General features: G+C 43.8%; 13 protein-coding genes. 4 read left to right on the top strand and 9 right to left on the bottom strand.

Annotation, left to right across the window (positions count from 1 at the left end; genetic code table 11):
- Positions 1–137: 137 nt before the first annotated feature.
- The 3 genes from PCAR9_RS15205 to aceK form a co-directional block, all read right to left on the bottom strand.
- Complete coding sequence (locus PCAR9_RS15205; RefSeq protein WP_179984339.1) at positions 138–1,553, bottom strand: HAMP domain-containing sensor histidine kinase; 1,416 nt, start codon at positions 1,551–1,553, stop codon at positions 138–140.
- The gene (locus PCAR9_RS15200) at positions 1,550–2,230 is read right to left on the bottom strand and encodes a response regulator transcription factor (protein WP_179984338.1); all 681 of its coding nucleotides are present in this window, start codon (positions 2,228–2,230) and stop codon (positions 1,550–1,552) included. Before PCAR9_RS15200 ends, PCAR9_RS15205 begins: the two co-directional genes overlap by 4 nt.
- Positions 2,231–2,494: 264 nt before the next feature.
- The gene (gene aceK, locus PCAR9_RS15195; protein ID WP_179984337.1) at positions 2,495–4,228 is read right to left on the bottom strand and encodes a bifunctional isocitrate dehydrogenase kinase/phosphatase; all 1,734 of its coding nucleotides are present in this window, start codon (positions 4,226–4,228) and stop codon (positions 2,495–2,497) included.
- Positions 4,229–4,407: 179 nt separating this feature from the next.
- Between aceK and PCAR9_RS15190 the strand changes: the two genes are divergently transcribed.
- Entirely contained in the window at positions 4,408–4,806 is a 399-nt protein-coding gene (locus PCAR9_RS15190; protein WP_179984336.1) for a response regulator, read from the top strand.
- A gap of 87 nt (positions 4,807–4,893) precedes the next feature.
- Here the strand turns inward: PCAR9_RS15190 and arsB are convergent, their stop codons facing one another.
- From arsB to PCAR9_RS15165, 5 genes are all read right to left on the bottom strand, one after another.
- Positions 4,894–5,934: an ACR3 family arsenite efflux transporter gene (gene arsB / locus PCAR9_RS15185; RefSeq protein WP_179984335.1), complete on the bottom strand. Its 1,041-nt coding sequence runs from the start codon at positions 5,932–5,934 to the stop codon at positions 4,894–4,896.
- Between the two features lie 22 nt (positions 5,935–5,956).
- Positions 5,957–6,724 (bottom strand): arsenical resistance protein ArsH, encoded by a 768-nt coding sequence (gene arsH, locus PCAR9_RS15180; RefSeq protein ID WP_179984334.1) that lies wholly within the window; start codon positions 6,722–6,724, stop codon positions 5,957–5,959.
- A complete protein-coding gene (locus PCAR9_RS15175; RefSeq protein ID WP_179984333.1) occupies positions 6,724–7,191 on the bottom strand; it encodes an arsenate reductase ArsC in 468 nt (155 codons plus the stop codon). Before PCAR9_RS15175 ends, arsH begins: the two co-directional genes overlap by 1 nt.
- A gap of 134 nt (positions 7,192–7,325) precedes the next feature.
- On the bottom strand, positions 7,326–7,670 hold the full coding sequence (locus PCAR9_RS15170) for a metalloregulator ArsR/SmtB family transcription factor (protein ID WP_179984332.1): 345 nt from the start codon (positions 7,668–7,670) through the stop codon (positions 7,326–7,328).
- Between the two features lie 138 nt (positions 7,671–7,808).
- Positions 7,809–8,459, bottom strand: coding sequence for a protein-tyrosine phosphatase family protein (locus tag PCAR9_RS15165; RefSeq protein ID WP_232091223.1), 651 nt, complete (start codon positions 8,457–8,459; stop codon positions 7,809–7,811).
- A gap of 443 nt (positions 8,460–8,902) precedes the next feature.
- On the opposite strand from PCAR9_RS15165, the gene PCAR9_RS15160 reads away from it, so the two are divergent.
- Positions 8,903–9,538 (top strand): DUF642 domain-containing protein, encoded by a 636-nt coding sequence (locus tag PCAR9_RS15160; protein ID WP_179984330.1) that lies wholly within the window; start codon positions 8,903–8,905, stop codon positions 9,536–9,538.
- Positions 9,539–9,626: 88 nt separating this feature from the next.
- On the opposite strand, the gene PCAR9_RS15155 is transcribed toward PCAR9_RS15160, so the two are convergent.
- On the bottom strand, positions 9,627–10,784 hold the full coding sequence (locus tag PCAR9_RS15155; protein WP_179984329.1) for an S-(hydroxymethyl)glutathione dehydrogenase/class III alcohol dehydrogenase: 1,158 nt from the start codon (positions 10,782–10,784) through the stop codon (positions 9,627–9,629).
- 187 nt (positions 10,785–10,971) lie between these two features.
- Between PCAR9_RS15155 and PCAR9_RS15150 the strand changes: the two genes are divergently transcribed.
- Positions 10,972–11,850, top strand: coding sequence for a LysR substrate-binding domain-containing protein (locus PCAR9_RS15150; protein ID WP_179984328.1), 879 nt, complete (start codon positions 10,972–10,974; stop codon positions 11,848–11,850).
- 81 nt (positions 11,851–11,931) lie between these two features.
- Positions 11,932–14,463, top strand: coding sequence for an excinuclease ABC subunit UvrA (locus PCAR9_RS15145; protein WP_179984327.1), 2,532 nt, complete (start codon positions 11,932–11,934; stop codon positions 14,461–14,463).
- Positions 14,464–14,664 lie beyond the last annotated feature (201 nt).

Below are 14,664 nucleotides of genomic sequence, written 5' to 3'. Positions count from 1 at the left end.
GCTAAACTGGAAATTTTGCTGACCTGTATCATCTATAGGTCAGCATTCGGAAAAAGAAAAAGAAGAGTAAATTTGTCGAGTACAACTTAGCGCACTAGGTATCTTGATAGTACCTACTATTTACAGATTCAGACTAGCTAATTTTGACGCAGACTAATGGGAAAACAAAAAACAACACCCAGCCCGTTTCCTTGCATTAACGGGTCGTGTACAAACCAAGTTTGACCATCGTGCAGCTTCACTATTGCCGAGACAAGTGATAAGCCTAATCCATTCCCCTTGCTTGTTCTGCTGCCATCAGCGCGATAAAAACGACGCTCTAAATTTATAATTTCATGCTCGCCAACGCCTATTCCTGCGTCATTGACGGCAATAACAACATGGCGAGGTGTAGTCGTTAGCTGTACAGTAACCATACTATCCTCATTCGAGTACTTGATAGCATTGTCTAATACGTTAGCGACGGCTTGGAAAAGTAAGTTAGGGTCGGCAAGCATAGTCACGCTTTCAAGCTGACTGGACAGCTGAATGTTACGCTCCTCGGCTAGGGGATGATAAAGGTCGACCACGTCTTCTACAATAGCTCGGGCATCGGTACTACAGAAACCCTCTTTCTTATTTGTGGTTTCAAGACCGCTTATGCGCAATAAACTATTAAACATATTCAGCAGGTTATCTGCTTCTTGTGTAGTGTCTTCTCTAAGCTGATCGTCTTCAATTCTTTCTAGCGTATTACGAAGCCTTGAAAGCGGTGTGCGCAGGTCGTGAGCAATACTGTCTGTGACTGACTTGATGTTATTGACCGAGCTTTCAATGGTGTCCAGCATTTGATTGAAAACGAAAGAAAGACTGCTGAGGTCGTCCCAATTGCTATCAATCTCTAGCCGCTCTTCAAGGTTGCCAGTCTTTATAATCTTATCAGCAGTTTGAGACATACGGTTAATTCGATTGACCACATACACGGCAATAGCGAAGCTTAGAATACTTAAGGCACAAAGCAACACGACAATGATCCAGCTAAAGGTTTTGCCAAACCACTGGGCGCTATATAAATCATCGATACCACGCCCGACATAGAGGATATAGTCCCCAAGTACATCTTCCCTCATCAATGCTTGGCGCAAGGTTTTCCTTGATGAGCTGTTAGGCCGAGTAATAACAATTTCTGAAGTATCGAAGTTAGCCCCTTTGTGCCGCTCTAATACCAGTGGGATAGATGCTAAGTTCCCCGCAACTACTTGCTCATCTTTGCTCAGTACGACAAATGATCGCAAATGTTCGAATGAAGAAGAGGGTGTTTTCGCGCCAGAAGGAGGTAGGTTATTGTCGCTTATAATGGCCGACTTAACGGCATCAATACCGAGGTTTTCATAAAGCGTTACAAGGGCGTTCGCTTTGGCATTAACGGCAGCATTAGACTCAGAAATGAACAGGTCGCTGCTCGTTAATCGCCAAAAATAAACAATTAGAACAATGGCAATGCAAGCAAGAGTAGTGAGCAATACGCCTACGCGAAAACTTGAACTACGCGTAAAGTCGCGTATTGCTATCATGCAAGCCCGTCCGCTATGCGGTAGCCCGTTCCTCTTACCGTTTCAATAAGTGGCACATTGAACGCTTTATCCACTTTCTGACGCAGGCGGCTAATGTGAACATCAATCACGTTAGTTTGGGGGTCGAAATGATAATTCCAAACCTGTTCAAGCAACATGCTTCGCGTCACAACTTTACCTTTGTGACGAAGTAGACATTCAAGCAGTTGGAATTCCTTTGATTGAAGGTCAATTTCTTGATCGCCACGCAATACCTTACGGTTAACCAAGTCTAGCGTGAGATCGCCAACCTTTATCAAGGTTTTGTCTTCGCCGTCTTTATTGCGTCCAGCCAAACCTTCTACGCGAGCAAGCAGCTCTTCAAAGGCGAAAGGTTTGGTTAGGTAGTCGTTGGCGCCTGTGCGCAGGCCTTTGACTTTATCTTCAACTTGGCTCTTAGCGCTTAGTAATAAAACAGGGGTCGTGTTACCTTCTTCGCGAAGCTTCTCAAGCACAGTGAAACCATCGAGTTCGGGTAACATTACGTCTAGGATTACCGCGTCTAGTTCGTTACTAGCAGCTTGTTGGTAGCCTGATGTTCCATCACCTACAGTAATACATTCATGCCCTTCACCCAATAGTCCATTTGCAATGTGCGAGGCAACCTTTGGATCATCTTCTACAAGTAGCACTTTCATTATCAGGATTCTTCTGTTTATCTACATTCACACACTTGTCTGGCGTTGCTGATACCTATATGCGGTATTTAACAAGCAGCAGGCGAGAACAAGCAGTCAAAAAGCAATATCGCTTTGCGTCTTTTACGAGCTATATGTCTTAAAACGATCACTTTTAAGCTTTTTCGCATGTAGCTAAAATTTGTCCTTGTATATAGGGCTCTTTATTCCTTTGAACGTTGGGTTGAGGTGTTCGTAAAGGTGCTATTTATTCGCGCTTTCAACCTATTCACCTTTGTCAAAGCGCATGCTTGGGTTATAAGGGGTAAAATGCTGCACATCTCCACGGGCACACTTCTTTTGTACGCCGTGCCAGTACTCAGGTGTCATTAAGTCGCCGTGCAATGACTTAAGTATATCTTTGAACTTTCGCTTACCAACGATGAAGTGCTCAAATTGCTCGGGAAATACGTCGTTAGGTGCTACTGAGAGTGTATCAATAGCATAGGGGTCATCGGATTTTGGCAACTCCCTGAAATTACGTTCGTTCATTAAACAAATTTCATCATAGTCATAGAAGATCACGCGACCGTGACGGGTAATACCAAAGTTTTTATGCAACATATCGCCGGGAAAGATATTTGCCATGGCAATCTGCTTAATACATAGACCCAGCTCATCAAGCGCACGGGTTATTTTTTCATCGTCGGTTTCTTCTTGAAGGTATATATTTAGCGGTGTCATTTTTCGCTCAATATACATGTGTTTGATAATTAGCTCAGACTCTGTGAATTCTAAACTCGAAGCACACGTTTCCTTGAGTTCTTCGATTAGCTCGGGTTCAATTCTATCTAACGGAAACCTAAAGTTTACGTATTCGTGAGTATCAGCCATTCGACCCACACGGTCTGACATTTTTACTAACTTGTAGCATTCCTTAACGTGCTCACGGGTGATTTTTTTACTTTCAGCAAACTCGTCTTTAATGATTTTAAAAACAACGCCATAAGAGGGGAGATGAAAAACCATCATCACCAGGCCGCGAATGCCTGGCGCGGCCTCGAATTTGTCATTCGATTCGTCCATATGTGCTAAGAAGTTGCGATAGAAAACAGTTTTGCCGTGTTTGTAATGCCCCATCGACATATATAACTCAAAGTGTTTTTTATTCGGCAATAACTCTTGTAAAAAAGCGGCAACCTCGGCTGGGTTTTGCGTGTCGGCCATAAAATAGCTACGGGCAAAACCAAAAATTACGCTTAAATCCTTGCGGTCGGTCAGAAGGGCATCAACGAACATATGTGGCTCGTTGTATCTTCGCATGGCGATGACAAACGGCAGGGTTTCGTCAGGCATACAAATGCGACCAATCAAATAAGCCGCTTTACCACGAAAAAAAGTAGGCTTAAGGATCTCAACGGCTTGTACACTGGCTAGTTGCTCTTTGTTTAATCGTGCGCGCAAGGCCGTCTCGAGGTTTTGTAAGTCCCGTTCAAAGTTTTCAAACGGAATATTGTATCGATAAATTTTGAATATCGACTCGTACATCTCACGTACGGTAGTGGTGGTGTCAAAGCTGTTGACTACTTTGTCTCTGTCTTGCCCAGGCAAAAAGCAGCGGCTAGGCAGAACAAACATCATGTCGTCGTCTATTTTTCTGTGCTTAAATAAGCGACCAATCACTGAATTATAAAAGGTTTCGGCCAATTCAAACTGCGGGTGGCCCTCAAGCTGTAGCGCAAACACTTTTTTAAGATCTTGCCAGAAAGCATCATCTTTTTGGTGGACCTGAGTAAGCTGATAAATTTCGGCAACAGCATCTGAAAGGCTTTGCTCATAAATGGTAATGCGCTCTTTAGAGGCTAGCTGAGTTTCTTTCCAATTACCCTTTTCAAATCTTTCTTGAGCGCCCCGTGTAATTCGGGTGAACCACCGGTAACTCTTATCGAAATGAGACAGAATCTGATAGGCAACTTTTCTCACCAAGTTTTTGTCCTGGCTTGCAGCTAACTCTTGCATAGGGATGTTTTCCTTTTTTATTATGCCTTATATCTACCACAAAACATGCTATTAAGAGAGGGGAGTTTGGTGTAGTTATCGAGTAAGTAGCCAATAATTCTATGTTTTTATTATTTTCTTATACTTTCGTTTAATGTATTCTAATGGTGGATTAGTAACCAATTATAAGATTGTAGTTGATGGGTTTTAATATTCTAATTTGTGACGATTCAGCGCTTGCACGGAAAATGGCTAGAAGTAACTTGCCTAGTGGGTTCGCTGAAGCTATTTATGAAGTGTCAAATGGTATGGACGCTCTAGAAGTATTAGCACATCATACTATTGACCTTGTATTATTAGATTTAACAATGCCTGTGCTGGGCGGTCTCAGCGTGTTGGGCGAAATTAAACGCCGCAAACTTGAGACTTTTGTCATTGTTATTTCAGGTGATATTCAGCCATTGATGCAAGAGAAAGTGATGTCATTAGGCGCATTAGGTTTTATTGAAAAGCCAATTAAGCGTGACGAACTTACGTCGGTTCTACAACGCTTTGGTTTCATTCTTCCCGATACTTATAAAGCGCCAATTGCGGTTTAAGAATTTAAAAAATGAAAAGGGCGAGCCATAGGAGGCTCGCCTTTTTTATTTTCGCGATTTCACCGCTACAGGTTTGTAAAATACTGCTTAGTCAAACCAGTGGCGAGTTTTGTTTGCAAACCATACCAGTGAAAGCATAACGGGCACTTCAACCAGCACACCCACCACTGTGGCAAGTGCAGCGCCGCTGTGTAAACCAAATAGTGAAATGGCTACGGCTACCGCCAGCTCGAAAAAGTTCGACGTACCAATCATGCATGCTGGCGCAGCTACATTGTGCGGTAGTTTCATGCGTTTTGCGGCAAAGTAGGCAATAGCAAAAATACCGTAAGTTTGTATCAGCAGGGGGATCGCAATAAGCACAATATCCTGGGGCTGCGATAATATAGTTTCTGCTTGAAGGCCAAACAAAATAACAATAGTAAGCAGTAACCCAATGACTGAAAACGGCTTAAATTTACTTACTAGCGCGTCTACCGCGTTATTTCCCGAACTTGGTTTCTGCGTGCTGTTGTTTTTGTTTTCCAAGTGGCGGCGCGTGATATAACCCGCTACCAGCGGCAATACTACATAGAGGGCTACAGACAGTAGCAGCGTGTCCCAAGGAACCGTGATGTCTGTTACACCAAGCAGCATAGCGGTAAGCGGGGCAAAAGCAACGACCATAATAAGGTCGTTAATTGATACCTGAACCAGGGTGTAGTTAGCATCTCCTTTGGTAAGGTGGCTCCATACAAAAACCATGGCAGTACAAGGAGCGACGCCAAGTAAAATCATACCTGCAATGTATTCAGTGGCAGTTTGCGGGTCTACCCAGTCGGCAAAAATGCCTTTAAAGAATAGCCAGCCTAATAGCGCCATAGTGAAAGGCTTGATAAGCCAGTTAACCACAAGGGTTAGCACCAGGCCTTTTGGCTTTTTACCCACATCTTTAATAGAGCCAAAGTCTATTTGCACCATCATTGGGTATATCATTAGCCAAATAAGTACTGCTACTACAAGGTTTACGTGTGCATATTCAAGCGCAGCAATAGACTCAAATAGGCCAGGCAAAGCATAGCCTAGGCCCACACCTGCAATAATGCAAAGGCCAACCCACACTGATAAATAACGTTCAAAGAAACCCATTTCTGCTTACCTTGTCTCAGTTTTACAACGATTTTTGATTAACACGTTTGCTCACTTCCTCTGCGCTTTCAACGCGCTCAGAGTAGCGATCAACAAGAAAGTCTTTGTTGTCGCGAGTAAGCAATGTGAATTTCACCAGTTCTTCAACTACATCCACAATGCGGTTGTAGTAAGGTGACGGCTTCATCCGACCATCGTCTTCAAATTCTAAAAACGCTTTTGCCACAGAAGACTGGTTAGGGATGGTTAGCATGCGCATCCAGCGTCCTAAAATACGCATTTGATTTACCGCATTGAACGATTGTGAACCGCCTGATACCTGCATAATGGCCAGCGTTTTGCCTTGAGTAGGGCGCACGCCACCAAGGCTAAGCGGTACCCAGTCGATCATACTTTTCATGATGCCGGTCATGCTGCCGTGACGCTCAGGTGAACACCAAATTTGACCTTCAGACCACATCATAAGCTCGCGTAACTCTTTAACTTTCGGATGTGAATCATCTTCAGTATCTGGCTGCGGCAAACCGCGAGGGTCAAAAATTTTGGCTTCTGCGCCAAAGTATTCAAGCAAGCGCGCTGACTCTTCTATAACTAGGCGGCTGTAAGAACGTTCTCTAAGCGAACCGTAAAGTAACAAAATGCGCGGCTTGTGATCTGAAAACTTTGATGCAAAGTTAGCCATAGTGGGCTTATGCATTTGCTCCATTACCGCGTTATCAGAAGGGCTTTGTGCTGATGATATGTCTGGGCTTTCGGATACATTTGGGCTCATAGATTCACCTTTACTCATTACTGTGCGCCTAATTTTGATAGTGCCTCTTTAAGTGCTGCTTTATCTAAGTTTTTCTCAGCAAGTTCTGCTAATGCCGCTACACGCTTTTCAATAATATCTATGGTGTTGTTAAATGCGGCGGCTTTCTCTTGCTCGCTACCTTCTAACTTTGACGGGTCTTCTAAGCCCCAGTGCACTTTAAGCGATTTACCGAAATAAACAGGGCATGACTCACCCGCCGCTGAATCACAAACGGTGACGACAAGATCAGCGTCATAATCTTCAAATTCATCCCACGACTGGCTTTTAAGTCCGCTCGTATCAAATCCGCGCTCTGCAAGGTATTTAATAGAAAGAGGATGTACTTCACCTACTGGTTGGCTGCCCGCACTGCGCGCTTCTACATTACCGTTAGAGGCATTAGTGATCGCTTCGCAAAGAATACTGCGGCAACGGTTGTGCGTACAAATGTATAAAACCTTCATATAAAAACCTTATTTAATTGGCTGACGCTATTTTGAATAGCTATCAAAAAGTTGAAAAAATATTGAAAAATAGAAAACTGGCGGCTTACCAAGATGCAATCATCACTATTGATTTGCACCACACTACGTAGGAGTTAGCAATTCTCGCAGAGCAAGTTCGCTAATGGCTCTTCGATGTATGCACTATTATTCGACGCCGTGTTTTTGATAACGTCTAGTGCCCAAGCAGGTAAGTCAGGATGAAGTTGGTAATACACCCATTTGCCCTTACGGGTATCGAGCACTAAACCGCATTTACGTAAATCTGCAAGGTGTCGCGAAATTTTTGGCTGGCTTAGTTGAAGCGCATCGGTCAGGTCGCACACGCATAGCTCGCCTTTTACGCTAAGCATAAGCAGCGTCTTTAAGCGAGTGTCTTCCGACAGGCATTTAAAAAATGCTAAGGGCGCTAACTGCCCAGGTTCACAACAAGTCGACATAAAAATCATCACATATGAAATTTCGTATGTGATGTATCGTATATGAAATTTCGTATGTGTCAATGACGCATCTGAAATTTCATATATGTTTAATAGGGGGGGAAGTGGTTTAAAAAAACTATGAAGTAGCCCAAAAATCTAATGGCTTTCAGGAGCGGCAGCCTCAAACGACATTGCTACTTGTTTACCGTTTACCTCATTGTAATGAGAAATAACGTCGTTCATAAACGCGTACCATGTAGGATTCGGGTGCCAAATAGCCATAAGGTCTGTTTTTGCGGTTTGTTCACTTTCACCCAGTACGTTAATTCTATAAAGGTAGGTAAAAGCAGCACCCCGCCAATTCAGTTTACAGTGCGTGAGTACCTTGTCCTTCTTGACATCTACGCTTTGCATAAATGCCGCGTAATTTAAAAAGTTAGCCAACGTAGGAGCTTCCCAATCAACGGGCACATTAAAGTAGTCGAGGCCTAATTCTGAGGTAGTTAAAATCTCACTCGATCGATTTCCTGGGATCAAATCTATAACGTGTGTCACCCCTTCCTCTTTTAGCAAAGAAAGGTGAGAGGCATCAGGCAAGCCTGAAGAGTACATAAAGGGCGCGTTTTTTTGGTAGTTAGTGAGCGTCGATAGGGTAGGAATGATTTCCGTAACCTGCGTGTCGGTACTCGTTTTCGATGCTGTAGCGTGAGCGTTCACAGATGTACTTAAGCCTAGCCCTAAGCTGATACAAGCAGTGGTAACAATCAACCTAAATGTAGGCTTTTTAAACGATAGTGAATTTTTCATTCTTGTATCTATTGCTGGCTGGGGCTTTTTCATAATTTAGCGCTCAAGTTTAACACTGTTTAAAAGAGGCGTTGCTGTCACTTCTTACGTTACACATTTGATTGCGTGTTGTCCAAACGGCAAAGCCCACCTTTTGTGTTTAGCGGCCAGTTGACCTTTGATTTTAAGTAAAGGTCAACAAGCGCAAACACTAACATAGATAACAGCCGTTAAATTTTGGGTTAAGCCCTCAGCTTTTTACCGCCTTAGGCTTCAAAGAAGGTGCCTTATTCAGTTGAAGATCAGATATTGGCGTAAGAGATAGAACGAGGGCAGTGCTTAAGGCATTAGAGCAGGGGGTTATTTAGTTATACTTTTCTACAACATGCTAAAGAACAAGATACACAGGTTGGACCACTTGATAAAATATACTTATAGAATCGCGCGTAGATTTGGAGAAGTAAATGAGCAAGTGGTTAGCAGTTCTATCTTTAGTTTTAGGTGTGAGCACGTCCGCTCATGCTAATTTAATATTAAACGGTAGTTTTGAAAATAACGATATTAGAAGTAATAGCTGGAAGGCCTTCAACGCTGGATCTGTAGACGGCTGGAGCGGCACAAACATGGAGTTATGGGATAACTTTCAACGTTTAAACGCTTTTGATGGTAGCCAATACGCTGAACTAAATGCTAATGGAAACGGTGGTCGATATTCGATTTTTCAGACTTTTTCTACTGAAGCCGGAAACACTTACGATGTGTCATTTGCCTATGCTGCACGACGCAGTGGAGAGAGTTTTCAATTAGATATACTTAGTGATGCTAGTAGCGTTTTATTCAGTCAGGTGTTTGACGATCATGCGATTAAAAGCTGGTCTGAATTCTACGGTGACTTTGTTGCACAGACTGCCCTGACTACTATTCGTTTCTCTACGATTAATACAGGAACCTATGGCAACTTTGTTGACGATATCGTGGTAACTGCAGCGCCTAGCTTTGCCGCAAGCGTTTCCAGTGTTTCTGTTTCTGAACCGGCAAGCTTAGCAATATTGCTACCTCTATCGGCTTTGGCGCTGATAAGACGCAAGAGGGTCAAGTAGATTTACATATATAGTAATTACGAAAAGGCCCGCAATTTTGCGGGCCTTTGTTTTGTATGCGAAAATATCTGCGCTTTGGTTTTAATGCTTATTTATCCATATGCACAACAGAGCGGATGCTTTCGCCTTTATGCATTAAATCAAACGCGTTGTTGATGTCATTAAGACCCATGGTGTGAGTGATAAACTCTTGAAGGCCAAAATCACCGTTTAGGTATTGTTCAACAATTCCTGGTAGCTCTGAGCGACCTTTAACACCACCAAAAGCAGAACCGCGCCATACACGACCTGTTACCAACTGGAATGGACGCGTTGAAATCTCTTGCCCTGCACCAGCTACACCAATGATCACAGATTCTCCCCAACCCTTGTGACAACATTCAAGTGCAGAGCGCATAACGTTTACGTTACCGATACATTCAAACGAGTAGTCAACGCCGCCATCGGTCATTTCAACAATCACTTCCTGAATAGGCTTATCGAAATTCTGTGGGTTTACCACGTCAGTTGCGCCAAGCTGTTTTGCTAGGTCAAACTTACTTTCATTAATATCGATACCAATGATGCGACCTGCGCCTGCCATACGTGCACCAATGATGGCAGATAGACCGATTCCGCCTAGGCCAAAAATAGCAACCGTGTCGCCTTCCTGTACTTTTGCAGTTTTAAGTACAGCACCCATACCCGTAGTTACACCACAACCAAGCAGGCAAACTTCGTCTAGCGGCGCATTTTTGTTTACTTTCGCTAGCGATATTTCAGGTAGAACTGTGTACTCAGAAAACGTTGAGCAGCCCATATAGTGATAAATTGGCTCGCCATCTTTAGAAAAACGACTTGTACCATCTGGCATTAAGCCTTTACCTTGTGTTTCGCGCACCGCTTGGCAAAGGTTAGTTTTACCTGATTTACAGAACTTACATTCTCCGCACTCTGCTGTATAAAGAGGGATCACGTGATCACCCACTTCTACACTAGTAACACCTTCGCCCACCATTTCAACAATACCACCACCCTCGTGGCCTAGAATTGAAGGGAATACGCCTTCAGGATCATCACCGGACAGCGTAAATGCATCAGTGTGGCATACGCCAGTTGCAACGATGCGTACAAGTACCTCACCTTTCTTAGGAAGCTCTACGTCAACTTCTTCCATTTTTAACGGCTCACCCGGGCCCCAAGCCACCGCAGCTTTTGACTTGATGTGCGTTTGACCTTCTTGCAACGAATCTTTAAACGATGTCATGTGATGACTCCTTTATCATGAATATACGATGATGCTTTATAGGCCAAAGTATAGGAGACGGATTACTAATGATAAATACGTTTTTAGTAAATCACTATTTCATATTTGTAATAATGAATTTTGCCAAATAGAATGTAATAAGAAATAAGTACTGCGTTGAAGAACGTATCGATAGCGAGTGGCATTAATGAAATATCTTGAGGGAATAGCAGAATTTTGTGCTGTGGCCGACGTTGGCAATTTTACCGGAGCTGCGAACAAGCTCGATACGTCCGTGGCACAGATAAGTCGTAAAGTGGCATCGCTCGAAAAGCAGCTTGGCGTTAAATTATTACAGCGCACAACGCGAAGCGTGTCACTTACTGAGGCGGGTACCCAGTATTTTCAGCAAGTATTACCGGCATTAAAAGTGCTTGAAGATGCTCAGTTAGCAGTAAGCGCATTACAAGCATCGCCGCAAGGGCTCATTAAACTTACCGCTCCCGTAGCGTTTGGCGAAGCCTTCATCGCGCCTTTGCTCAATACCTTTATGCAAAAGTATTCCGGCATTAGCGTGCAGTGCACCTTTTCAAACGAAAAGCTTGATATTGTAGAGCAGGGGCTCGACCTGGCCATCCGCATTGGCAAATTAGAAGACTCGACGTTGGTTGCTAAAAAGCTCGCTACCCGACATTTATTTGTGTGCGGAAGTAGGGATTATTTTAAAGAGCAAGGTCAGCCTAAAAGCATCGAAGAGTTAAAAGAGCACTCGCTGCTGGTGGGGTCACAGCCATATTGGCGTTTACTTATCGATAATAAAATTCAATCAATTTCTGTACAGGGGAGAGTACGGTATAACAGCGGGAATGCCCTATGCAGCGCTGCGATTGCTGGTTTAGGTATTGCACAACTACCTGGGTTTTACGTGCGTAAAGCACTAGCCTCTGGTCAGCTAATTGAGCTATTCCCCGAGTACAAAGATAAGCAAGAAGCTATTTGGGCGGTATTTCCTTCAAACCGAAATGTTGCACCTAAAATTAGATTACTGGTGGATTTTTTAGCTCAACATCTCATATCAGACAGCTGACATGCTTGTTTAAAAATAGTGATCGAAATACAGCGCCTGTATCTAAATATTCTTTAATAAAGGTGATATGCAGGTGATGAAGTGCACAATGATGAGGGGAAAATTCACGTACGCGGCGCCCGTGTACACAACTTAAAAAATATCAGTATCGATATACCTCGAAATGAAGTGGTAGTGTTTACCGGTGTATCTGGCTCAGGAAAATCTTCTTTGGCTTTCGGTACGCTTTACGCAGAAGCTCAGCACCGTTATTTAGATTCAATATCACCTTATGCCAGACGGTTAATCGAGCAGGTGGAAAAACCTGATGTAGACGCAATAGAAGGCTTACCGCCCGCTGTGGGTCTGCATCAGCGCCGGGGCGCCCCTTCAGTACGTTCTTCCGTTGGCAGTATCACCACGCTTTCTAATAGTCTGCGAATGCTTTATTCCCGGGCAGGCGATTACCCCGAGGGCCACAGCATTGTATATGCAGACGGTTTTTCCCCTAACACGCCTGAAGGTGCATGTGAACACTGTGACGGTATTGGAAAAGTTTTTGACACACAAGCGCATCGCCTTGTTCCCGACGACAGCCTCACTATACGTGAGGGCGCTGTGGCAGCTTGGCCTGGCGCGTGGCAGGGCAAAAATCTTGTAAGGGTACTGTTATCGTTAGGTATTGATGTTGATATTCCATGGCGTGATCTACCTCAAAAAACCCGTGACTGGATTTTATTCACTGATGAAATGCCTCAGTTACCCGTCTATCGAAACTATAATTTAGCGCAAACCCGAAAAGCACAACAAGAAGGTGAACCTGCCAGCTACAATGGCAAGTTTATCAGCGCGCGGCGTCATGTGCTCGATACTTTCAAAACGTCTCAAAAAGAGAAAATGAAGCAGCGAATTACTCCCTTCATATCTGTTGAAGCATGTCCGGTTTGCAGTGGAAAAAAGCTCAAGCAAAATGCGCTAGCAGTGAAAGTTGACGGTTTAGATATTATTGATTTTTCAAGGCTGCCACTACAGCAAGTTCACGAAAAGCTTCAGGCGTTAAGAAATTCAGTTGACGGCGATACGTCAGAGCGTGGTCAGGTAATACGCAATATTACGGGCGACATTATTGAAAGGGTGAAACCCATAATAGCGCTTGGGCTTCATTACCTTTCATTAGATAGAAGCACAACAAGTATCTCAGTGGGAGAACTACAGCGATTACGTTTGGCAACTCAGCTTAAGTCTAACTTATTTGGCGTTGTTTTTGTGATGGATGAACCTTCATCAGGTCTTCACCCTCGCGACGTAGAAGGGCTTATTCGTGCGCTTCACACTATTACCGAAACGGGAAATTCACTGCTTGTTGTTGAGCACAATCCTTACGTTATCAAAGGTGCTAACTGGCTTGTAGACGTAGGGCCGAGAGCTGGAGTGAACGGCGGTGAGCTTGTTTACAGTGGGCCGGTTAAGAAGCTGGCAAGCATAAAAAACTCCCCAACGGCAGACTATGTTTTTAACAACAAAGCCCTAAGCCAGCGTATCAAACGTAATTCGTCAGGGGTATTACGGTTAAAAGACGTGTCTAGAAATAATGTCAGCCATGTTGATATTGATATTCCTCTTGGTGTGATGACCTGCGTCACAGGCGTTTCGGGCTCTGGAAAGTCGAGTTTGATTAGCCAAGCATTGGTTGAGTTGGTCAAAGATGGTTTAAGTACAGCCGAGAAAGAAGGGAAGCGAGCGAAAGAAACGAGAGAACTGCTTACTGACGCTAATTCGCTTCTTGCTCAAGACGCTTTTTCGCATGAAAGTGAGCTGCAGCAAGGGCGAATTGAAAGCGGGCTTGAAGAGTTAAGCCGTATAGTTGTGGTAGATCAGTCTCCCATAGGCAGGACACCTCGTTCAACATTGGCAACCTATACCGGTATATTTGATCAAATCAGAAGTTTATTTGCTTCAACCGAAGCAGCAAAATCCCGTGGGTACGATGCGGGTCATTTTTCGTTTAACGTCGCAAAAGGGCGATGCCCACATTGTGAAGGTTTGGGTGTGGTATCGGTAGAACTACTGTTTATGCCGAGTGTTTATTCCCCCTGTACCGTTTGTAACGGTAAGCGTTTTAACGAAAACGTACTGGAAGTCGGTTACAACGAACACTCTATTGCTGATGTACTATCGCTTACGGTTGAAGAAGCGCTATCTGTATTTAATAGTAATCAAGTCATTACGCGGGGGCTCCAAACACTAATGAATGTAGGGCTTGGCTATTTAACCCTGGGGCAAAGCGCTACTGAATTATCAGGCGGCGAGGCGCAGCGCATTAAATTAGCGTCAGAACTTAAACGTGCTCAAAATGCTAATACCCTTTATGTGCTCGATGAACCTACAACAGGTTTACACCTTTCAGACACCTCGCTACTTATGCAGCATTTAACCACACTAGTTGAAGCGGGGAATACGGTGGTGATGATTGAGCACAATATGCAGGTAGCTGGGGCTTGCGATCACATTATAGATATGGGGCCAGGCGCAGGTGATGAGGGAGGAGAAATCGTTGCAGAAGGTAGCCCAGAGGAGGTTGCTGAGGTCCAACAAAGTGCAACAGCCCCATTTTTGAAGGCGAGTTTGTCCTAAAGAAAGGTTTTCACTGGATGAGTTTTGTTTGAATGATCTTAGAAATAAGCAGGTTTTAAAGCTATCAGAGTACTAGTAAGACGACTAATAACAGCTTGAACTCGTATTTGTACCTTAAAAAGAAATATTAATTGAAGAGTGTTTCATATTTTGCAATACAGTGTAGTGAAAACTGCGGTTGACTTATAGACGTCTATACGG

This window comes from Alteromonas macleodii, assembly GCF_903772925.1.
Taxonomy (GTDB): domain Bacteria; phylum Pseudomonadota; class Gammaproteobacteria; order Enterobacterales; family Alteromonadaceae; genus Alteromonas; species Alteromonas macleodii_A.
This window is presented reverse-complemented; position numbering and strand designations above follow the sequence as displayed.